General features: G+C 45.4%; 11 protein-coding genes. 4 read left to right on the top strand and 7 right to left on the bottom strand.

Translation table 11 applies throughout. The annotated features are described in order from the left end of the window. Positions 1-29: 29 nt before the first annotated feature. A complete protein-coding gene (locus tag ACEPPX_RS03215; protein WP_416622917.1) occupies positions 30-10,943 on the bottom strand; it encodes a YadA-like family protein in 10,914 nt (3,637 codons plus the stop codon). A 779-nt stretch (positions 10,944-11,722) separates the two neighbouring features. Next, positions 11,723-13,234 (bottom strand): ubiquinone biosynthesis regulatory protein kinase UbiB, encoded by a 1,512-nt coding sequence (ubiB, locus tag ACEPPX_RS03210; protein WP_416622916.1) that lies wholly within the window; start codon positions 13,232-13,234, stop codon positions 11,723-11,725. Between the two features lie 274 nt (positions 13,235-13,508). On the opposite strand from ubiB, the gene metF reads away from it, so the two are divergent. Next, complete coding sequence (metF, locus tag ACEPPX_RS03205) at positions 13,509-14,348, top strand: methylenetetrahydrofolate reductase [NAD(P)H] (RefSeq protein WP_047760907.1); 840 nt, start codon at positions 13,509-13,511, stop codon at positions 14,346-14,348. A 286-nt stretch (positions 14,349-14,634) separates the two neighbouring features. On the opposite strand, the gene tsaD is transcribed toward metF, so the two are convergent. Then, entirely contained in the window at positions 14,635-15,705 is a 1,071-nt protein-coding gene (gene tsaD / locus ACEPPX_RS03200; protein ID WP_416622915.1) for a tRNA (adenosine(37)-N6)-threonylcarbamoyltransferase complex transferase subunit TsaD, read from the bottom strand. 208 nt (positions 15,706-15,913) lie between these two features. Here tsaD and queC point away from each other — a divergent pair, with 208 nt between their 5' ends. The 3 genes from queC (at position 15,914) to ACEPPX_RS03185 (ending at position 17,755) form a co-directional block, all read left to right on the top strand. Next, positions 15,914-16,570, top strand: coding sequence for a 7-cyano-7-deazaguanine synthase QueC (gene queC / locus ACEPPX_RS03195; RefSeq protein ID WP_416622914.1), 657 nt, complete (start codon positions 15,914-15,916; stop codon positions 16,568-16,570). 118 nt (positions 16,571-16,688) lie between these two features. Then, positions 16,689-17,111, top strand: a complete 423-nt coding sequence (gene queD, locus ACEPPX_RS03190; RefSeq protein ID WP_416623011.1) for a 6-carboxytetrahydropterin synthase QueD — start codon at positions 16,689-16,691, stop codon at positions 17,109-17,111. 11 nt (positions 17,112-17,122) lie between these two features. Continuing rightward, positions 17,123-17,755, top strand: a complete 633-nt coding sequence (locus ACEPPX_RS03185) for a 7-carboxy-7-deazaguanine synthase QueE (RefSeq protein WP_416622913.1) — start codon at positions 17,123-17,125, stop codon at positions 17,753-17,755. A gap of 243 nt (positions 17,756-17,998) precedes the next feature. Here ACEPPX_RS03185 and purH read toward each other — a convergent pair whose 3' ends face one another. The 4 genes from purH to dusB all read right to left on the bottom strand — a co-directional run bounded on the left by purH (position 17,999) and on the right by dusB (position 23,174). Further along, positions 17,999-19,576 carry a bifunctional phosphoribosylaminoimidazolecarboxamide formyltransferase/IMP cyclohydrolase gene (gene purH, locus ACEPPX_RS03180; protein ID WP_416622912.1) on the bottom strand — a complete coding sequence of 526 codons (1,578 nt, stop codon included), beginning with the start codon at positions 19,574-19,576 and terminating at the stop codon, positions 17,999-18,001. Between the two features lie 46 nt (positions 19,577-19,622). Continuing rightward, positions 19,623-19,865, bottom strand: coding sequence for a Fis family transcriptional regulator (locus ACEPPX_RS03175; protein WP_047760912.1), 243 nt, complete (start codon positions 19,863-19,865; stop codon positions 19,623-19,625). A 63-nt stretch (positions 19,866-19,928) separates the two neighbouring features. After that, complete coding sequence (locus tag ACEPPX_RS03170; protein WP_416622911.1) at positions 19,929-21,839, bottom strand: acyltransferase family protein; 1,911 nt, start codon at positions 21,837-21,839, stop codon at positions 19,929-19,931. Positions 21,840-22,175: 336 nt separating this feature from the next. Next, positions 22,176-23,174: a tRNA dihydrouridine synthase DusB gene (dusB, locus tag ACEPPX_RS03165; protein WP_416623010.1), complete on the bottom strand. Its 999-nt coding sequence runs from the start codon at positions 23,172-23,174 to the stop codon at positions 22,176-22,178. Positions 23,175-23,353 lie beyond the last annotated feature (179 nt).

The raw sequence follows: 23,353 nt of genomic DNA, 5'->3' as shown, positions 1-23,353 counted from the left end.
ATAGATACGAGGCCGTCTGAAAAGCAGTTTTACCACTGATAGCCTACACCGGCGGTTGCACCGTAATGACCGCGGGAGTTGCCTGAAGCCGTACCTTTAATGATCCAGTTACCGCCGTCGGAAATGCTTGAGAAACCGATTGCATAACCGCTCTCACCACGATAGGTACTGCCTGCCACCGCCATCATGCTCTTACCCGGCAAATAAGCTTGCGGCAAACCGGCAACAGCCATGGCAGAAGCCGTACCGGCTTTAGCATCGGTATCTACATCGTCAATACGCTTGGCCAAGGCATTACCTACACCCAGCAACTGATTTACATTGACCGCATCAGTGTCATCCGTACCGGCAGCAATGTTGCTAATCTTATTACCGCCGTTATTCAAGCCTTGATCCGTGAGGCTGACGGCTTGGCCGTTAGCAGGTGTAATCGTAACGCCGTTAGCTGCTGTCGTAGTCGTATTGCCCGCAGCATCACTTACGGTTGTACCCGCACCATTGACAACAGTTTTACCGCCCGTGGCATTGTTAAATGTTGCACTGTTTAAATCAGCCAAATCTTTCGCTAATTTAACAGTCAACTTGTCGGTACCGTCTGCCACAACACCAATATTGTTATCGGTAAGGCTGCCTGTCGCCCCGCCTTTCACATTCAGGGTATCACCCAATTTACGGTTAATGCTGCTGCCGCTGTCACCTGCAAAGTTCAAACCTTTGTTCAACTCTGCGGTATTGGCCGCAACATTTTGGTTAGTCGCATATAACTGGCTACCATTTACGGCATCTTTGCTTGTTGCGCTCAGATCACCGGCCGCAACATTGCTAACTTTGGTATCCGCCGCGTCAATACCTGCTTTGGTAACACTCGGGCCATTGGCGATGTTTAAACCATTGTTATTAACAGTTGTATCGCCGGCTTTCAAGCTGTCAACATTCAAATCTTTAGCGGTTGCCACTTCATAAGTGGTACTACCGTCCGCATTTGTTGTCGGCGTCACTTCAATGTTATTTCCGGCTGTTACCTTAGTTGTCGAAGCTGCTTGGGCAGCCTTCAACTGGCTTACATTCACTGCATCAGTATCATTTACACCTGCGGCAACATTGGTAATGGTATTACCGCCGTTATTCAAGCCTTTATCGGTTACGCTAACATCACCTACTTTCAAACCGTCTTTACTTAACGCCACATTATCGCCTACGCTGACACCGTCTTGATTCAAAACGGTATCACCGGCAGTAACGCTATCCACCTTCAAATCTTTAGCGGTTGAAACGGTATAAGTCGTACTTCCATCCGCATTGGTAGCTGGTTGTACTTCAACATTGTCACCGGCAACCACTTTGGTGGTAGAAGCTGCTTGTGCGGCTTTCAGCTGGCTTACATTAACCGCATCAGTGTCATCCGTACCGGCAGCAATGTTGCTAATCTTATTACCGCCGTTATTCAAGCCTTGATCCGTGAGGCTGACGGCTTGGCCGTTAGCAGGTGTAATCGTAACGCCGTTAGCTGCTGTCGTAGTCGTATTGCCCGCAGCATCACTTACGGTTGTACCCGCACCATTGACAACAGTTTTACCGCCCGTGGCATTGTTAAATGTTGCACTGTTTAAATCAGCCAAATCTTTCGCTAATTTAACAGTCAACTTGTCGGTACCGTCTGCCACAACACCAATATTGTTATCGCTCAAGCTACCCGTTGCCCCGCCCACTACATTCACTTTGCTACCCAAAGTACGCGTAAATTCCGTTCCCGTATCTCCGGCAAAAGTCAGCGGGCTATTGGCTTTGTCATTAGCTGTTTTGATCGCATCATTGATGTTATCAGCACCCGTACCGCCGATATCGGTAATAGTGACATTGCCTTTATCATTAGCAGCATTAACGCCTAAAACTTTTACGAAATTGTTTTGAACCTCATTGAGTTGTTCTTCAGTTGCTGCCCGTCCTGCCGTAGCAAAATCAGCTCCACCCAAAGTCGTATTCGATAAGCCGGCTACAGTATTGGTTGCTTTATCCAACACAACATTGCCCACCGTTACCTTGTCAAATGCTACTTCTTTAGCAGTTGCTACGGTATAGATGGTTTGTCCATCAGCGCCGATTTCACTGGTCACTTCGATATTGTCGCCTTGAACTACTTCAGTTTTCGCTGCTGAGGCAGCTTTTTTAACATCACCGACATTAGCGGCGTTGGTTTCAACGTCACCACCGCTGGCTACATTGGTGATTTGGTTGCCGCCGTTATCCAAACCGGATGCAGTCAGGCTTACCGGAGTACTTTGTGCTCCATTACTGATGGTAACACCATTATCATTTACTTTAGTATTACCTGCAGTTACGCTGCCATCAGAACCCAAATTAATGTCTTTGGCCAATTTAACTGTCAACTTATCAGCACCATTCGCAACAACACCGATATTATTGTCGGTCAAACTTGCCTCATTGGTGATTCCGCCAACAACATTAACCGTTTCACCCAATTCACGAGACACATTAGCACCCGTATCTCCAGCAAAAGTCAGCGGGCTATTGGCTTTGTCATTAGCTGCTTTGATGGCATCGTTGATGTTATCAGCACCAGTGCCACCGATATCTGTCATCGTGACATTGCCTTTATCATTAGCAGCATTGCCGCCCAAAATAGTTGCTAAATTATTTTGAGTAGCATTTAGCTGTTCTTCAGTTGCTGCTCGTCCTCCCGTAGCAAAATCAGCTCCGCCTAAAGCCGTATTCGATAAGCCGGCTACAGTATTGGTCGTTTTATCCAACACAACATCACCCACCGTTACCTTGTCAAATGCCACTTCTTTAGCAGTTGCTACGGTATAGATGGTTTGTCCATCAGAACTGGTTTTACTGGTCACTTCGATATTGTCGCCTTGAACTACTTCGGTTTTCGCTGCCGCTGCGGCTTTCTTAACATCACCGACATTAGCGGCGTTGGTTTCAACGTCACCACCGCTGGCTACATTGGTGATTTGGTTGCCGCCGTTATCCAAACCGGATGCAGTCAGGCTTACCGGAGTACTTTGTGCTCCATTACTGATGGTAACACCATTATCATTTACTTTAGTATTACCTGCAGTTACGCTGCCATCAGAACCCAAATTAATGTCTTTGGCCAATTTAACTGTCAACTTATCAGCACCATTCGCAACAACACCGATATTATTGTCGGTCAAACTTGCCTCATTGGTGATTCCGCCAACAACATTAACCGTTTCACCCAATTCACGAGACACATTAGCACCCGTATCTCCGGCAAAAGTCAGCGGGCTATTGGCTTTGTCATTAGCTGCTTTGATGGCATCGTTGATGTTATTCGCACCCGTACCGCCAATATCTGTCATAGTGACATTGCCTTTATCATTAGCAGCATTGCCGCCCAAAATAGTTGCTAAATTATTTTGAGTAGTATTTAGCTGTTCTTCAGTTGCTGCTCGTCCTTCCGTAGCAAAATCAGCTCCGCCTAAAGTCGTATTCGATAAGCCGGCTACAGTATTGGTCGTTTTATCCAACACAACATTGCCCACCGTTACCTTGTCAAATGCCACTTCTTTAGCAGTTGCTACGGTATAGATGGTTTGTCCATCAGAACCGGTTTTACTGGTCACTTCGATATTGTCGCCTTGAACTACTTCGGTTTTCGCTGCCGCTGCGGCTTTCTTAACATCACCGACATTAGCGGCGTTGGTTTCAACGTCACCACCGCTGGCTACATTAGTGATTTGGTTACCGCCGTTATCCAAACCGGACGAAGTCAGGCTAACGGGATTACCAGCCGTCGGGGTAATATTAATGCCATCACCGCTCACATTGGTTACATTACCTGCCGCATCAGTAAATTGCGCTGAAGTCAAACCGGTTAATTCTTTAGCCAGTTTTACATCCAAAGTACCACTGCCGTTCGACACCACACCAATATTGTTATCAGCTAACTTAGCAGTATCCGCACCACCTTTGACCGTAACGGTAGAACCCAATTTTTGTACCGAAGCTGCACCACTGTCACCCGCAAAGGTAAGCGGTTGGTTTACAGCTGTATTTAAGCCATTAAGCGCATCTCCTACATTGTTATAAGCAGTAGTTGCACCATCTGCCGGGTTACCGGAAGTTAGCGTGTAAGCAGGAGCCGTAACATTACCCAAACTATCCACTGTACTACCACCCCCAAGATATTGGGCTGTATTAGCTGTGGCTTGATACAACTGGCTACCGTTTACCGCATCTGTAGAAGAAGCATTGATCTCACCATTCGCAACATTGGTAATTTTTTGACCAGCAACATCAATACCGTCTTTAGTCACGCTCGGACCACCGCTGATGGTTAGACCATTCGTATCCAAAACGCTGTCGCCCGTAGTAACGCTATCTACTTTCAGTGCTTTAGCCAAATCGTAAGTTACATCATTACTATCTGTGGTTTTACTAATTACGATATTACCGTCTGTATTCTTCATATCAACGGTTTCACCCGGATTCACCACACTACCGTTATTACCGGATGCAGTGAGCGTAAAACCGGTGCTACTGATAGCATTTGCCAAACTACCTGCTGTTACCAAACCATCGGGGTTGGTTGGGGCCGCAATCTTACCGTCGGCACCAACTACAGGTTCAGCTGTTACTACGCCCACCGTATAAGTTTTGCTTCCATCCTGATTATCAGTAGGTGTAACAGTAATTTGATTGCTATTGCCACTCTCTACCTTACTAGCAGCTGCATTTTGTGCAGCTTGCAATTGGCTGAAGTTCACCGCATCACCTGCTTCAGTACCAGCTGCAATGTTAGTAATCTTATTACCACCGTTATCCAAACCTGTACTGGTTAGGCTCACCGTTTTACCGCCTTGAGGTGTAATCGTGAGTCCGTTGGCAGTTGTGGCCGTTGAGTTACCCGATGCATCAGTAACAGTCGTACCTGCAGCATTCACTACAGTCTGACTACCGTCTGCATTAGTAAAGGTCGCACTATTCAGACCTACCAAGTCTTTAGCCAGCTTGGCAGTCAATGTGCTGCTGCCATCCGCCACAATACCGATATTACCGTCGGATAATTTTGCAGTATCAGCAACTCCACCAACAACATTAATGGTCTCACCCAATTTTCGTGTTACCGTATTACCAGTATCTCCGGCAAATGTCAGGGGATTATTTGCTACAGAAGCCAATTGGTCTTCAGTTGCAGCTCTGCCGCTAGTGATCGCAGCAGGATTAAACGTTGTGTTTGTTAATCCAGTAATTGTACCGTCCTCACCATTAATAGTAATTGGATTACCCGTATTTTGATCACCTACTTTAATGCTATTAGCCAATCCAAAAGTGATATTGTTACCATTCTTTGTCAAAACAATATTGCCATCTTGGTTATTCAAATCTACTGTTCCGCCCGGAGCAACATTACTGCTGTTATTTCCGTTTGCCGTCAGATTCCAACCTTTATTGGCCGTTTCGGAAACAGCATACAGCTGACTGCCGTTCACAGCATCAGTACTATTCTCAGCTACCTCACCAGCCTGAACATTGGTGATTTTATTTCCACCATTATTCAAGCCATTTTGCGTTAGGCTCACCGGATTAGTTCCATTAGTAATCTGAATTCCATCATTATTCAATAATGTATTACCTGCTGTAACACTACCGGTACTACCAAGATTAATATCTTTCGCTAATTTCACTGTTAATTTATCAGTGCCGTCAGCTACTACGCCGATATTATTTTCCGTTAACTTAGTTTCATCAGAAGCGCCGCCGACCACTTTTACAGTTTCACCCAGTTTACGTTGAACATCTGTACCAGTATCACCTGAGAATGTTAAAGGTGTGAACGCTTGCTTTCCTGCTGCATTAATAGCATCACTAACATTGGTATAAGATTGGCCGTTAACATTGATTGCCGTACCATCTAAAACATTTCCACCAGCCGTAACGCTATCAACAGTGATCTTTTTAGCTAACGAGAAATCTATGTTGTTATCAGATACAGTGGTAACAATATTCTTATCTGCACTTGCATAAGTAACGGTATCACCAAGCTGTACATTATCTGCCATACCATTATCAGCAGCGATATTGAAACCTTTGGCAATATTTTGATTAGTTGTATAAAGTTGGCCGGCATTTACCGCATCCGTACCACCTTCCACCAAATTACCCGCAGCAAGATTAGTAATGGTATTACCACCATTATTTAAACCGCTTTGGGTAAGAGTAACAGGGTTTGCCGCATTACCATTTGTGATAGTAATGCCGTCTGAATTCATAGTGGTATTACCAGTAGTCACATTTTGTGCAGTAACACTATTTACCGAGATATCATCCTTCAAAGCAATGGCGATATTACTACCTGAAGCTGTAGTAGTAATGTTTTTATCACCCGTTACACTAATAGTGCTGCCAAGCAATTGTTCAGTAGTAGTTGTACCGCTATCACCTGTAAAGGTTAAACCTTTAGTCGCTACCGTAGTATTGGCATCAACACCTTTCTGAATATCAGCTTTTGTATCCGATGAAAGATCAATAGCATAATCAGTTACATTGCTGCTATCTTTAGCACCCGGAGTTACGGTTAACGCTGTTGAAGCTGTGCTGACTTTTGCACCATCAGCATTAACGGTATATACGGTTTGGCCTTTATCACCAATAGTACTACTTACCTCTGCAATATTAGTACCTGCTTTTACCTCGGTTTTGGCTGCTGCAGCTGCTTGGTTAATAGCCGTGGCAGTATCACCTGCAGTTACAAAAGCATTTGGAGTTCCAGGAGTTTGAACAACACCATCGGTTACCGTTAGAGAGGTTGTAGGAATACTGAGATCATAAGTTGTCGCTAATCCACTGGTGCTTGAACTAACGTTTATAGAACCATTAGTTGATGTAACAACTGTTGCTGCTTTTTTCACATCGGCAATATTAGCCGCATTCGTTTCTGTAGTTCCGCCACTACCGACATTAGTAATCGCCAAATTACCGGCATCAACACCTGCACTGGTAATACTTGGGCCATCAGTAATTCTAAGGCCATCCGAAGTAATGGATGTATTTCCAGCTGTAATTGTATTTGCTGTTACACTGTTCACTGTGATGCTGTCATTCAACTTCACCGAAATGACATTACCACTAGCAGAAGTAGTAATATTTTTGTCACCATTCACAGCTACCGTGCTACCCAAGAACTGTGTATCTGTCGTACCACTATCGCCTGTAAAAGCTAACCCTTTTGTAGTAACCGCGGTATTAGCTTCCACACCTTTTTGGATATCCGCTTTAGTGGTATCTGCTAAATCAATAACATAATCGGTGGTAACAGCCTTATTGCCATCAGTAGAACTCTGCTCGGTTTTAGTTAAAGCAGTACCCACACTGACTGTTGTTTTATCTGCGCTAACAGTATATTGAGCATTATTACCTTGCTCTTCCAAAGCAACGTGAGTATTACTACCTTGTACAACAGTGGTTGTCTTTTCCGTAGCCGTAGCAGCCTTATTAATAGCAGCCGCTACTTGATCTGCAGTGGCAAAACTATCGCCTGATGTATTGGCAGTTACATTGCCAGTTGCATCAGTTGTTAAATCAGACTGTTTAACAGAATAAGAAATATCACCATTGTTTACAGATGCAGTTGTACCTGAGCCATTAACAAAATTAACGGTACTATTGGTTTGATTAACTACCCTAGCTTCAGTACCATTTACAGTTGCCGTCCAGCCTTGTAGTGCCGTATCAGCCTTAGCTAATGACTGCACAGCAGCATCACTTAAATCAACAGTATAAGTTGTGTCATTAGTTACAGTGTCATTAGTATTAGAAACAACGAGTTTTCCACTGCTTCCTTGAGCAACAACCGTACCTTCCGCATTCACAGTGTAAATTGCCTGCCCATTACTACCGGTACTTTTCTCAATGCTAGCAATATTGGTACCTTTGGTAACTTCGGTTTTTGCTGCTTTAATAGCTTCATCTACTGTATTTTTTCCAGTATCACCAATATTAGTCATGGTAATTGAACCATTTGAACCAACAGCAGCAGTGCCTCCTAAAACTGTTTTAACAGAATCTGCAACATTGCCAATAACATTATTTGTCGCATATAGCTGGCTACCATTAATAGCATCAGTTGAGGAGGAAGAAATTTGTCCGGCAGCAACATTTTTGATTTGACGCTCTAACCCTACCTTACCAACAGAAACTATTTGTCCATCCGTTAACGTACCACTCCCTGCAAAAGTACCATACGTTATATTATTCACAGTCGCTTGCGTTGTTGGTACATAAGGGGCTGCACCACTAGAAGAAGCACCCAATATGACGGAATTACTTAAAGTAGCATCAGCAACACCACTTCCTAACACCATAATATTCTTGCCGTTAACCGTATTACCATTACCCAAAGTAACATTATCACTTCCGGAAATATTATTCCCAGAGCCCATAACCATATTACCGGTAGCATTGGTATTCACAGTATTACTGTTACCAACAATACGGCTTTCATTACCTTGCAAAGTATTATTGTTACCAAAAACACCTGCATTACTCGCACTAATCGTACCGTTATTATTACCCACGCTATAAGTACCGGCACCTGTAATATTAGTCGGATCACCAATAGCGCCTGAACCTTCGCCGCTCACCACATTACCCTTGCCAATAGAAATTGTCTTATCAGCCGTGGCTTGCGCACCTTCGCCAATAGCAATAGCACTCACTCCATCTGTTTTTGCATTTAAGCCGATGGCAACTGCATTATTCTTTTTAGAAACCGCGCTATCACCAATATTCACAGTATGTGATGCGACAGTACGAGCAGTACTACTACTACCTGAGCCTGCATTCACGCCGATATTGACATTCTTATCACCATCCTGATAAGCACCGGCAAAATATCCACCGTTATAATTGAAATTACCATGCTGACCAACACCAGAAAACGATCCTAAATGGGTATTACTGCTACCTTGCTGCCAACGGCCGGCACGCAAACCTACTGCTGTATTATTTTCCCCCCAACTGGCATTGGCACTACTGGCAGAAGCATCACCCTGCAAGGTATCCATACCGATACCGATATTTTGACCTCTTAAGAAAGGCGAGCCAAGATTAGCAGTTTGGCTATCTTGACGAATATACTGACCCGCACGCTGCCCCAAATAAATACTGTTACTACCTTCGGAATTTTGACCAGCAGCCTGCCCCATTAAAATATTGGTATACCCTTTCACACCAGTACCGGCTCCACGCCCCACAGCAATCGTGTCATTGCCCAGTGCCTTTGCCTGCTCGCCGATTGCAATCGCATACTGGCCTGCCGTTACTGCAGTCGTATCCGTAGCAAGCGGGGTATTCATATTTGCTGCTTGGTTTGCTCCAGCAGTAGCACCAGATCCAATTGCTACAGAATTAGCTGCTCCTGCTTCTGTAGAAGTATTTGGACCAAGTGCTACTGATTCAGCACCTTGAGCACCATCATTATCCCTATTTCCCAAAACAGTTGACTTCACACTCGTATAGTTTTGCGATGCAGCACGCAATTGTGCGACGTTTACAGCATCAGTATCTCTCGCCCCAGCTGCCACACCTGTAATTTGGCGTGTAACCTTGGCGGTGCCTGTCGTAATACCGGTTGCTTCGTCAAACGCCGTTCCCGTATCATCACCGATTGCCAAAGCAGCGTGTGTTGACTTCCATGTAGATATCGTTTTATCCACACTTGAGCTACTTGCTTTACCGTTTGGCACATAGCCTGTAGAACCAAGAGGGCGCGTAGTTAAAGCCTCACTACCCAAAGCAACACTCTTATCCAGTGTCGCTTGCGCACCGGAACCAATCGCTACCGACTCACTGGATGATGCCAGCGTCTTAACATTGGTTGCTGATGCTCCGCCGATTGCAATAGAGCGAGCACCTGTTACATCAACATCTATACCTACAGCAACCGAATTAGTTGCAATCGATGACGTGCTTGAGTTCACGCCAATCACAACCGACTTATCACCTTGTGAAGTAGCACTACCACCAACAGCCAAACTATTTACAGCACTAGCAGTTGAATTAGAACCAATCGCCAATGCGTTAGTATTCGATGCCAAAGATTTATAACCCAGCGCTGTAGACTGAGAACCAACAGCTGTCGCCAGCGCACCAACAGCCGTACCTTCAATAATAGTAGTTGAGGGTGTCCAAGCATACAACGCGATGCCAGCTTCCGTGGAAGTTACAGCACCTAAAGTACCTCCACCCGCAGTAGCCCCTACACCGATAGCTGTAGAACCTTTTGATAAAGCTTGCGCATGGGGGGCAATTGCAGTCGAACCATCACCACCGCTGAATGTTTTTCGATAGGGAGCGCTGACTGAAGTATTGTATCCAACAATGGGATATGTAGCACTACTATAACCAGTTGTTCCTGAATCATCGCCACCAATAGACACCGCCCCCGCTCCGATCGCACGCGTATCATTACCAATCGCAATAGATTGCCCTATTTCTGCTCTTGCTCTGGAACCTACAGCTACCGCTTGAGCCCCCTTGGCATACGAATACCCACCCAATGCAGTGGCAGAACTTGTCAAACTATTAATGCCTTCAGCATATGAAGAAAAGCCAAATGCAACATCTGCCGGATTTTTTGCTGTTGCATTAGCACCAACAGCAACCGAGTTGCTTCCCGATGCGGTTGCATTCTGTCCACAGGCAAGAGCATCTGTGCCCGTAGCAGATTGAGTAGTAGGTCCAACACAAGTAGCCACTGCTGCTGCCACCGGATTAGGCATAAATAGTGCTCCTACCACTAAAGCAGATAGAGTAACACCATAAACATATGCTGAATGCTTGGCGCCTTCACCGGAAGATGTCGTGCTCTTACCATGTGCTTTAGTAATTTCAGAGGCCACTACCCATGCATTACGGGCATGGCTCCAAATAATTCTATAAATTGCGTTCATTATTTAATTTCCTTTTGCAATAATATTTATACAAATATTACTGAGGCTGATTGATATACAAATAAAATGTAATTATCGTCACGAAATGACAAAATTTGTCACAAGTAAATTCGTTTTTATTTTTCGGCTTACGCTAAGTTTTCAAGAATAGAAATAATTCAAATTAAAATCATATAGTTAATAAAATGGGCTTTACAACCTAGTTGTAACTCTCCTGAAAAATAAAATAGTTCCTTTTATTCAAGCAAAAACCGAACCAAATTCCATTAATACTTGTAAAGATATTTTCAATATTCTTAATAAGAATTAATAATTTAAGTTATATTTAGCATGTGAAATTAAATAAGTAATGCCAATTTCAAGAAAAACCCTTAATAAAACCGTATTTTATCTATAAAACCAGTGAATTCTAAAAATAAATATTTGATAATTTTTATTTATTTAAGCAATAAGTCATTGCTGGCAACTATTTTAATAATATAAAAAATTAATCCGACTAACTAAAATTAAAAGAACCAAACCAAATATTCTGACCGGCTTCCAATCAGGCCAAGCCTTATAAACAACATATTTTGATATACATTTGATATATAAAGGATATAAATCCAACTCATTATATTTTGTAAATATAAAACAGCCAAAATAAAATGCCGTCTGAAAAACAGAACGGCATCTTTAACATTTCAACACAATCAAAATACAGTGAATCTTTCAGACGGCATCAAGTCATCTGAACAAACGGCAAGCAAGCGTACTTGCCACCACATACTCCCCAATTGCTATTTAAAAACCAAAATTAACACTAATGCAATTGCTATGACAGCCAGCCAAAAACTTTGGCGCTGTTGGATTTTAACAAGATGCACATAAGCATCCCTCATCTCTTTCTGGCGGGTTTCATCAACCAGCATATTCAGCTTGCGCGGCAGACTGGGAAGAATTTGTGCCCAATCAGGCGCTTCATCTTTAATATTGCGCCAGAATGCCTGCGGACCTACTTGCTCTTTCATCCAACTGACTAAAAACGGCTTGGCAGTTGCCCATAAATCAAGATCAGGATCCAGCTGGCGGCCTAAGCCTTCAATATTGAGAAGTGTTTTTTGTAACAAAACCAATTGCGGCTGTATTTCGACATTAAAGCGGCGACTGGTTTCAAAGAGCCTCATCAGTACGATACCAAAAGATATTTGCGACAAAGGTTTGTTGAAAATCGGCTCGCACACGGCACGCACTGCGGCTTCCAACTCTTCCGCACGGGTATCCGCAGGTACCCAACCTGACTCTATATGGGCGGTAGCGACACGGTGGTAATCGCGGTTGAAAAAAGCCAAAAAGTTGATAGCGAGATAACGCTTATCATATTCTGTTAAACTGCCGACAATACCGAAATCTAAGGCAATATAGCGGTTGTCGTCGGCTACCAGAATATTTCCCGGGTGCATATCGGCATGGAAAAAACCGTTTTTGAATACTTGGGTAAAGAAAATCTCTACCCCGTATCGGGCCAATTTCTTCAAATCGATGCCTTTTACTTTCAAAGTGGCAATATCGGAAATCGGCGTTCCTTCCATCCACTCGATGGTTAATACGTCTTGGCTGCAATAATCAAAATAAACCTGAGGCACAATCAACATATCACTATCGGCAAAATGCCTGCGCAACTGGCTGGCATTAGCGGCTTCGCGCATTAGATCTAATTCGTCATGCAGATATTTGTCGAATTCGGCCACCACTTCCTGAGGTTTTAGACGCTTGCCATCCGCAAACAAACGTTCAATCCATTTTGCCCCAAAGCGCATTAAAGCCAAATCCTGCTCAATTACCGGTTTCAGTCCCGGCCGCAAAATTTTTACCGCCACCTGCTCGCCACTGTATAGCCGTGCCTTGTGCACTTGGGCAATTGATGCGCTGGCTACCGGTTCAATATCAAATTCCGCGTAAAGCTCAAAAATAGGCTTGCCTAAAGCACGTTCAATGCGCTCTTGTGCCAAATGCCCCGGGAAAGGCGGTACCTTGTCCTGTAATTTTGCCAATTCGGCAGCATAATCATCAGGTAACAAATCAGGCCGCGTAGACAATACCTGCCCGAGTTTGACAAAAATCGGACCTAAACTTTCCAATGCCAAACGCAAGCGTACAGGTGCTGCTTCTTGATCAAAACTGCTATTTTTCGGCAATCTATCCAATAAAGCCCGCAGCCAAAGCGGATGGATTCGGTCGATAAAGATATCACTCAGATTGTAGTGGTAAATTGTTTTTGAAATTACAACAAAGCGTTTGAGCCATTTCATGAGCAGGTCTTTTTGCAAAAGGCCGTCTGAAACTTTCAGACGGCAACAAAATAATTAATCATTATAAAACATCCATCCGATACCGAAAATAAAACAGTCGGCAGTAACCCACATTACAACATGATTTGATTTATTTCAAAAAATAACCAACACAAATTTTATTCATAACCAGCCGAATATTTTTCAGGCAAAAATCTGTATAAAAGCATTGATTTAACAAGATTTAGATACTAACCTAAAACCATCCTAACAGATTAGACACAGACATTACGACATGACCTCAAACCAAAAAAAGCTAAGTTTTGAATTTTTCCCCACCCGTACACCTGAAGGCCGTGCCAAACAGGTTATCACCCGTAAGCAACTGAGCCAGTACAACCCTGAATTCTTCTCTTGTACCTCAGGTGCCGGAGGTTCGACCAAAGAGGGAACGATGCAGGCAATTAAAGATATCTTAAGCGAAGGCGTTCCCGCTGCTCCACACCTGCCCTGTGTAGGTATGCAACCCGGCGAAGTCATCAACCTGCTCAATGAATATAAAGATTTGGGCGTACGCCATGTGGTCGCATTGCGCGGCGATATCCCATCGGGTGTCGGTGCGGGCATGAGCGGTTTACGCTATGCCAATGAATTGGTCGAGTTGGTCAAAAACGAATTCGGCAACCATTTTCATATCGAAGTCGCGGCTTATCCCGAATACCATCCGCAAGCACGCAGTGCCGAAGACGACATCAATAATTTCGTCCGTAAGGCTAAAGCAGGAGCCGATTCCGCCATTACCCAATATTTCTATAATGCCGATGCCTATTTCCGTTTCGTGGACGATGTACATGGGCGCGGTGTGGATATTCCGATCATCCCGGGCATTATGCCGATTGCAAGTTTTTCCAAGCTGGCGCGCTTTTCCGATACCTGCGGTGCCGAAATCCCCCGCTGGCTGCGCCTGAAACTGCAATCGTATGCCGATGATACCGCCGCAATCAAAGCACTGGCATTAGACGTGGTAACGGAAATGTGCGAACGGTTGCTGCGGGAAGGTGCCCCCAGTCTACATTTTTATACATTAAATCAAGCAGGTTTGGTTTCGACTATTTGCCAACGTTTGGGCTATTAAACAAAAAACACAATATTTCAAGCAATTTCTTTTATGACGTGGTAATATAACGCCTATACAGATATACCTTTTATTTTCCTTCTTTTCTTGTCAAAAGGCAGGAAAATTCAGCGGGCTAAACAGCCCGCTTTTTTTCGTTATTCGAAAGAATCGCTTATATAGTGATTGTTCTGGTTCAATAGTATTTTTTTCAAGCATTAAAAAGCCGCCTGAAAAGTTTCAGACAGCTTGCTTTTTAATTACCAACGATTCATTGGTACCGGTGAGCTTTAAATACAGTGTGAAATTACACGCTTTGCTGAACAATCTCAGCCAAAGGCCAGCGCGGTTTAACCGTAAATGCACCCGCTTCACGGCAGTTTTGCAAACGCATAGCACCGGCAAAAGCAATCATCGCCCCATTATCCGTACAATAGGCCAAAGGAGGAAAAAATACGGCCACTTTTTCAGACGGCATAGGCTTACCGCCTTTATCTTTCCGCGGGCGTACACTCAACTTACCCAACTCTTCACGCAGTTTCCAGTTAGCACCCACACCGCCGGCAACCACCAACGTACGAAAGCCGGTATCCAGTAAAGCCTGTTTGGATTTTGCCACCAACACATCCACTACGGCATCTTGAAATGCCCTGCAAATATCGTTGCGCGTCTGCTCGGGCAAACCACCGTCGTTTTCTTCGCGCACTTTTTGCACCGTAGTCAATACCGATGTTTTCAATCCGGAAAAACTCATTTGCAAATCATGTGAATGCAGCATAGGACGTGGGAAGGTAAAGGCATCGGCATTGCCGAGCTTCGCCAGCTCGGAAAGTTTGGCACCGCCCGGATAAGGCAAATCCAACAGCTTGGCGGTTTTATCAAACGCCTCGCCGGCCGCATCATCAACACTCTCACCCAACAGCATATAGTCTCCGATACCGCGTACCGCCATAAATTGGGTATGTCCGCCCGACACCAACAAAGCTACAAATGGGAATTGCGGCTTTTCATTCGCTAATAAAGGCGAGAGCAGATGCCCTTCCAGATGGTGAACTGGAATCACGGGTTTGCCTAAGGCAAACGCCAGAGCATTGGCGTAGCCCGAACCTGCCAACAAAGCACCGCCCAACCCCGGCCCCTGAGTAAATGCCACCGCGTCAATATCGGTATAATCTTTGCCTGCCGCTTTCAAGCAGGCTTCGGTCAAAGGCACAAGGCGGCGAATATGGTCGCGGCTGGCCAACTCCGGCACAACGCCGCCGTATTCGGCGTGCATCGCCATTTGCGTATGCAATTCATGCGCCAACAGGCCTTCCCGGGTGTCGTACAGCGCGACTCCGGTTTCATCGCAAGAAGATTCAATTCCCAATACCAACATGGTTAGGCAGACTCCTGCACAATGCTGAAAACATCATGCGTATTCAATAATCGGGCTTTCAGACGGCATTTATGCCGTCTGAAAGGTAAAACGCGATATTTTAACGGATTTTCCGATTGATTTGGCTTATAATCGCGTTTCGATTTTTACCGCGGTTCGCAACCATCCCGCGAAGAACAATGTTCTGAACCAAAACTAGGAAACTTTTATGACAACCGAAAAAGCCTTGGTTATCTTTTCAGGCGGCCAAGATTCCACTACCTGCCTGATTCAGGCTATCCGACAATATGGCCGGGAAAATGTCGAAGCCATTACTTTCCAATACGGCCAACGCCACAACATCGAACTGGAAAAAGCGCGCAGTATCGCAGCCGATTTGGGTATCCCCCAAACACTGCTTGACCTGACTCTGCTGCAACAGGTTACCCGCAATGCGCTGATGGACGAAACCACCGCGATTCAAACAGGCGAAAACGGCCCGCCCAATACCTTTGTAGACGGACGCAACGCCCTATTCCTACTCTATGCCGCTATCTATGCCAAAAGCCGCGGTATCCGCCATATTATTACCGGCGTATGCGAAACCGACTTTTCAGGCTATCCCGACTGCCGCGACGTTTTCATCAAATCGATGAACGTTACCCTCAATCTCGCTATGGATTACGCCTTTCAAATCCATACCCCGCTGATGTATCTCACCAAAGCGCAAACTTGGGCCTTAGCCGATGAAATGGGCGTGCTCGATTATATCCGCACCCACACCCACACCTGCTATCTCGGCACAGAGGGCGGCTGCGGCGAATGCCCAAGCTGCGTATTACGCGAGCGCGGTCTGGCCGAGTATTTGGCCGGAAAATCCAGATAAACCCTATTTGATACAGCTGTTTCCGCCACACGGCCCAACATCTGCAATACGGTATAAAGAATCGTATTGCACGGCGTTTCTGGCCGTCTGAACGCGGCAACAGCAAACCTTGATGATGATGAAAATTACCAAAACCTTTTCGTTCGACATGGCTCACATGCTCGATAACCACGACGGCAAATGCAAAAACCTGCACGGCCACACCTACAAACTCGAAGTCGAAGTATGCGGCAACCTGATTGAGGGCGGAGCCAAAGACGGCATGGTGATTGATTTTTCCGACCTGAAACAAGCCGTCAAAGCTTTAGTGGTCGAACCTTTCGACCATGCCTTCATCTATCACACCGGCAGCGAACGCGAACGGCAAATCGCCCGTATGCTCGAAGGTTGGGGCTTAAAGACATTGGCTATGGACAAACGCACCACCGCCGAAAACATGGCGCAATATATGTTCGACCTGCTCCGCAGCGAAGGCCGTTTAAATATCTCGACCCTACGCCTGTGGGAAACCCCTACGTCTTATTGCGAATGCAGTCTGTGAGGCCGTCTGAAATGCAAACCATCCAACCTGCCGATCCCCTATTCCGTATTGTCGAAATTTTCGAAAGCCTGCAAGGCGAAGGCTACAATACCGGTATGCCTGCGGTTTTTATCCGCTTGGGCAAATGCAACCTAGCCTGCCAATGGTGCGATACCGACTACCTTACATTTCAACAAATGCCACTCAGCGAAATCTTAGGCCGTCTGAAAAACTATACCGCCCGCAACATTATCATTACCGGCGGCGAACCAACCATTCAACCTCACCTCGAAACCTTGTTGAATGCCTTAAAAAAAGAAGGTTATTACCTGTGTATCGAAACCAACGGGCTTAACACCGTTCCACCGCAGATTGATTACATTGCCACGAGCCCCAAAGCCTGCTATGCCGAAAAATACCAAACGCAATGCATTGCGCGGGCCGATGAAGTGCGTATCGTTGTTGACGGCGATGTCACCGCATTCTGTACCGTAATCGAACAAAAAATCCGCGCCCGACACTATTATCTTTCTCCGTGCGAGCAAAACGGTTCAATGAATATTTATGAAACCATCCGCCAAATCGGCATACTTAATAGCCGCCCCGATGGCTCCGCACATTGGCAGTTGAGCGTACAAACACACAAATGGGCGGGTATCGAATAATAAAACCACCATTTTCAGTATAGTTACCAGCCAGAAACTAAAAGGCCATCTGAAAACTTTTTCAGACGGCCTTTTATTCTGCCGAAAAACAAATAAAACCTTAACCCAATCCGAACAACCAATGCACTTTTGAATAATATCCTAGATTTTCCACATATTTTTAAAATCTATTCAATCCCGATACCATATAAAAATAAGCCGTCTGAAAATTTCAGACGGCTTCTGCATACTACCCTATCCGGTTTAGTGGCGGAAATGGCGTACGCCGGTTAATACCATAGCGATACCGTGTTCGTCTGCCGCATCGAATACTTCCTGATCACGCACAGAACCGCCCGGGTGGATAATCGCCTTAATGCCTTGCTCAGCAATCACATCCACGCCGTCGCGGAAGGGAAAAAACGCATCCGAAGCCGCACAAGCGCCGTTGAGATCGAAGCCGCCGTCTTGCGCTTTACGGGCAGCAATACGGGTAGAATCCACACGGCTCATCTGCCCGGCACCGATACCGAATGTTTGCCCGCCTTTACCGAATACAATCGCATTCGACTTCACATATTTGGCCACATTCCACACAAACATCAGATCTTTCCATTCCTGCTCGGTGGGCTCGCGCTTGCTTACCACAGTCAAATCCGCACGGCGGATACGATGGAGATCAGGCGTTTGCACCAACAGGCCGCCGCCGACGCGTTTTAATTCGAAACGGTTCGCACCGGCCATCAAAGGTACTTCCAATACGCGAACGTTTTTCTTGGCTGCAATAATTTCTTTGGCTTTGTCGGTAAACTTCGGCGCCATCAATACTTCGAGGAACTGTCCGGTCACCGCTTCTACGGTTTCCGCATCCACTTCGCGGTTAAAAGCAATAATCCCACCAAATGCGCTGGTAGTATCGGTAGCAAATGCCAAACGGTAAGCCGTCAACGTATCCGCAGCGACCGCCACACCGCACGGGTTGGCATGCTTCACGATAACGCAAGCAGGCTCGTCAAACGCCTTAACGGCTTCCCACGCGGCATCCGCATCGGCAATATTGTTGTATGACAACTCTTTACCTTGCAATTGGGTATAAGCCGAAAGGCTGCCCGCCGCCGGGTAAACATCACGGTAAAACGCGGCTTGCTGATGCGGATTCTCACCATAGCGCAAATCTTGTACCTTTAGCCAATTACCGTTAATTTGTTCCGGAAACTCATTAATTTCAGGCTCACCGCCTAATTTTTCATCATTAATGCTGGTGAGATAATTGGAAATCATGCCGTCATATTGGGCAGTATGACTGAAAGCTTTGCGTGATAAATTGAAGCGGGTTTTATCGCACAGCGTACCGCCGTTAGCGCGTAATTCCTCTACAACCTTATCGAAATCGGTATTATCCGTAATGATAGCAACGTGCTTCCAGTTTTTCGCTGCCGAACGCACCATGGTTGGGCCACCGATATCAATATTTTCGATTGCATCTTCCAGCGTGCAACCGGGTTTGGCAATAGTAGCGGCAAAAGGATACAGGTTCACGCATACCAAATCGATATTGCCGATATCGTGTTCGGCCATTTTAGCCACATGCTCGCTCAAATCGCGACGCCCCAAAATACCGCCGTGAATTTTCGGATGCAGGGTTTTCACACGCCCGTCCAGCATTTCGGGAAAACCGGTGTAATCGGCTACTTCGATCACTGGAATTTCCGCATCAGCCAGTAATTTCGCCGTACCGCCGGTAGAAAGGATTTCCACCCCCAAATCGTGTAAAGCACGGGCAAACTCAACCGCACCTTGTTTATCGGACAAACTGATTAACGCTCGTTTCACTGCTGCCATTATCGTTCCTTATACAGATAGGTTTTAACTGCTCAAGCCAAACAAATTACGCGATCAAATCATATTGCAAAAGTTTCTTACGTAGGGTATTACGATTCAGCCCCAATACGGCGGCAGCCTTCGACTGGTTACCTCCGCATTCGGCCATAACGGTGGCCAGCAACGGCTTTTCAACCTGCTGTAATACCATATCGTATACCGCACAAGGGGTTTCGCCGTCCAAATCACGGAAATATTGTTTTAAGTTATGCTCCACACAGTGAGCGATATCAGGGATTTTATTCGGCATAATATATTCTTTTTAATAAAAAAACAGAAAATCGGTTCTATTCTCAAATAGCCGTCTGAAACATTAGGGTTGTAAAGCCGAAGCCAATTCGGAGGCCATTTTATATACCAAAACCTCCGCCCCTGCTTTCGACAAATGGTCCGCATCTATATAGGCCATTTCCTCCCGACTGCCATTTAACGACAACAAACATTTGCGGTACTCATATCCGCCCAACTCGCAAAGATACGCCGAAGGTGCGATAAAAATAGCCTGGTTAGCCTCGGCAGTATGTTTCAAAGCCTCTTCAAGCTGTGGCAACACAATTGCCCTTGCCAGTAACCGCTCACCGCCAACATGCTCGGAAGCACTCCCCAACACTTGGGTATAAGCACGTTCGGCGGATATGTACCAACGCGGTACATTACCAATAACTACCACTTTGGTTTTTGGAGAAACCTTTCTGATGGCTTGGATGGTTTCTGCCAAATGGGTGCTGATTTCCTGATTATCCGCAGGTGCTTTTTCAAAAAACCAAATACTGTGCAAAATAACCGCATTGTAACGGTAACGGCCTATATCCGCGATAATTCTACGGTTAATTTTTCCACAGTTTGTCCGATTAGCGTCCGCCTGAGGCAAACCCAGCAGAGGCGGGCAGGCCGATTGGTTTAACTGTGTCAATGCAATATCGTGCCTACGCGCAAAACCTGATAACCCTTGGTAAAGCGAAGCAGCATGGCTGTCCCCCCAAAGCAAGACATTATTCTTACCCTGCTCATAACATTCGGATTGTTGCTGATCCTGATGATAATCCTGAATCAAACAAATGTTCTGGCGGGTATTTTTACTCCATTCGTAATCTATTTTCGGCTCTTTGGCATGAAAATAAAAATGCCCTACCAAACCTGCCGCCAACAGTGTAAAACTACCTGCAAAACTCATCTCGAAAATTCGACGCCGACTAAAATGATCACGCCGCCGGAAAGGCGCTTCGACATAACGCCACGTCAGATAAGCCAAAATCAACGACAAAACCGACAAACCGAGCATGATTGGTACGGATTCCAAGTGAAACTCCGACCTTACCCGCGCAAAAGCAAACAAAGGGTTATGCCAAAGGTAAGCGCTATAACTGATCAAACCGATTTGTACCATCGGTTTGCTGCACAACAACCGTCCGACCCAAGTTTTCGGTGTGGTAAAAATAATAACCAAAGCGCTGCCCAATACGGGCAATAATGCGCTGAATCCCGGGAAAGGCATATTGCGGTGATAACCAAAAATAGCCGCCAATATCAGCAGTAAACCCAACAAGCTACCCCATTGGTTTAATGCTTCGCTTTGTCGGCTACGGTCATACCTTGCAAAATAAAAAGCGATAAAACTACCGGCCAGCAGCTCCCATGCACGAAAAGGCAGCAGGTAAAAAGCTGCCGAAGGGTATTTCTGAACAGCCCATTGTGCAGAAATCAGGCTGGCTGCGGCAACCGCTACCAGCAAGGGTAACAACCAACGCTGCCCCCGCTTCCATAATAATAACAATAAGATAGGAAAAAACAGATAGAACTGCTCTTCCACCCCCAAGCTCCAAGTGTGCAGAAGGGGTTTTAACTCTGCGGCGGTTTCAAAATAACCGCTGGTAAACCAAAATAAAATATTAGAAGAAAAAAGCGATACCGCCGCCCAACTTTGCGCATATGCTTTCAATTCAGACGGCATAAGCCACATCAATGCAAAAGGCAAGGTTGCCAACATCACAAAAAATAAAGCGGGCAAAATACGGCGGAAGCGGCGTTCGTAAAAGTCCACCAGGGAAAAACGTCCTGCCCGAACATCTTCAAGCAAAATAGTGGTAATCAAATAACCACTGATAACAAAAAATATATCCACCCCGACAAAGCCGCCTTGAAAGGCGGAAAAGCCTGCGTGAAAAAGAATCACCGGTAATACTGCCAGAGCTCTCAAACCGTCGATTTCACTACGATATTTCATTTTTTTCCTTCTTATCCGTCTAACTTTTACACATTTTCCCAATACAAACAGATATTTAAATGAAACCGTATTGAAGCTTCCCTGAAAATTATTCAAGTCGGAACCGGCCATGAACCGACATTCCTTCAATCAAACAAATTTGAAGAGCAACAATATTATTTTTACTTTTCTAAATATTCTGCCGATAAACAGCGGTTACCGTCTTAAATATAATCTGCTTTTCCGTTAGTTTTCGTGCTGTTCTTCGCAATTTTATACCAATATCATGATCGGTAAAATATTTATCCACACCACGACATAGCTAAAATTTTTTTAAATACAAAAGGTTGATATATATCAACGATAACTGCATACCCAAACATCAGTTTCATTCGGCAGATTATCTAAGAATGCTGCAACCGCATCATATTGTGCGGCCGCGCTTTCCAAACCATTGATTTCACGCCGAACAACCTCGCCCCCGGGGAGAGAAGCGATATACCAGCCTATATGTTTGCGCGCAATACGCAAACCGGCCTGCTCACCGTAAAAAGCATACATGGCTTGTAAGTGGCTCAATACGGTTTGGCTGCACTGTACCAAAGTTAACGGCGGCGGCAGTCTACCTGTTTCGGCGTAATGTTTCAAATCTCGGAAGATCCAAGGCTGGCCTTGTGCGCCACGGCCTATCATCACACCGTCGGCAGCAGTCTGACGCAAAACCGAAGCGGCTTTCTGATGATCGGTAATATCACCGTTCGCCCATACCGGTATACGGCTGCGGCTTTTCACTTCGGCAATCAATTCGTAACTGGCTTGTCCTTTATACATTTGCGTGCGTGTACGTCCATGAATAGCGAGAGCGGCAATACCTGCATCTTCGGCAATACGGGCAATGGTAAGAATATTTTTATGTTCGTCATGCCAGCCCAAACGGGTTTTCAAAGTAACGGGAACATCAACGGCACGCACAACTTCATTTAAGATTTCAGCTACTAAAGGTTCGTTTTGCAGAAGGGCGCTACCTGCCAAAACATTGCATACTTTTTTGGCCGGGCATCCCATATTGATATCAATTACTTCCGCGCCCATCTCAACGTTATAGCGTGCGGCTTCAGCCAATTGCTGCGGATTACTGCCCGCAATTTGAACAACCCGAACACCCTCCTCACCGCTGTAATCGCTGCGGCGTAGTGTTTTTCGGGTATTTCTGAGAGAGGGGTCGCTGGTAAGCATCTCTCCAACCACCCAACCTGCACCGAATCCCCGGCACAATTGTCGGAAAGGCTTGTCGGTAATTCCGGCCATCGGCGCCAATGCAATAGGGGTATTAAGGGTATAAGCACCAATCCGCATATTGAAATTCGGGTCAAATAAATCGCTCATTGTACATTTTTTAAGCAACCATTCCAATAACGATTTTATTTATTAAAATAAAACAATAAACTAAAAAATTTCCCCACTGCATTCCGTGTAAAACCGACTACGGTTTATGCAACCATATACTACCCGCAAAGAAAAAAAGCAGATTGTCT

The organism is Neisseria sp. S1, from assembly GCF_048060015.1.
Classification (GTDB): Bacteria; Pseudomonadota; Gammaproteobacteria; order Burkholderiales; family Neisseriaceae; genus Neisseria; species Neisseria arctica.
This window is presented reverse-complemented; position numbering and strand designations above follow the sequence as displayed.

Coding starts and splice junctions, on each gene's coding strand:
- ACEPPX_RS03215 (WP_416622917.1), bottom strand. CDS start 10,943: ATGAACGCAATTTATAGAATTATTTGGAGCCATGCCCGTAATGCATGG.
- ubiB (WP_416622916.1), bottom strand. CDS start 13,234: ATGAAATGGCTCAAACGCTTTGTTGTAATTTCAAAAACAATTTACCAC.
- metF (WP_047760907.1), top strand. CDS start 13,509: ATGACCTCAAACCAAAAAAAGCTAAGTTTTGAATTTTTCCCCACCCGT.
- tsaD (WP_416622915.1), bottom strand. CDS start 15,705: ATGTTGGTATTGGGAATTGAATCTTCTTGCGATGAAACCGGAGTCGCG.
- queC (WP_416622914.1), top strand. CDS start 15,914: ATGACAACCGAAAAAGCCTTGGTTATCTTTTCAGGCGGCCAAGATTCC.
- queD (WP_416623011.1), top strand. CDS start 16,689: ATGAAAATTACCAAAACCTTTTCGTTCGACATGGCTCACATGCTCGAT.
- ACEPPX_RS03185 (WP_416622913.1), top strand. CDS start 17,123: ATGCAAACCATCCAACCTGCCGATCCCCTATTCCGTATTGTCGAAATT.
- purH (WP_416622912.1), bottom strand. CDS start 19,576: ATGGCAGCAGTGAAACGAGCGTTAATCAGTTTGTCCGATAAACAAGGT.
- ACEPPX_RS03175 (WP_047760912.1), bottom strand. CDS start 19,865: ATGCCGAATAAAATCCCTGATATCGCTCACTGTGTGGAGCATAACTTA.
- ACEPPX_RS03170 (WP_416622911.1), bottom strand. CDS start 21,839: ATGAAATATCGTAGTGAAATCGACGGTTTGAGAGCTCTGGCAGTATTA.
- dusB (WP_416623010.1), bottom strand. CDS start 23,174: ATGCGGATTGGTGCTTATACCCTTAATACCCCTATTGCATTGGCGCCG.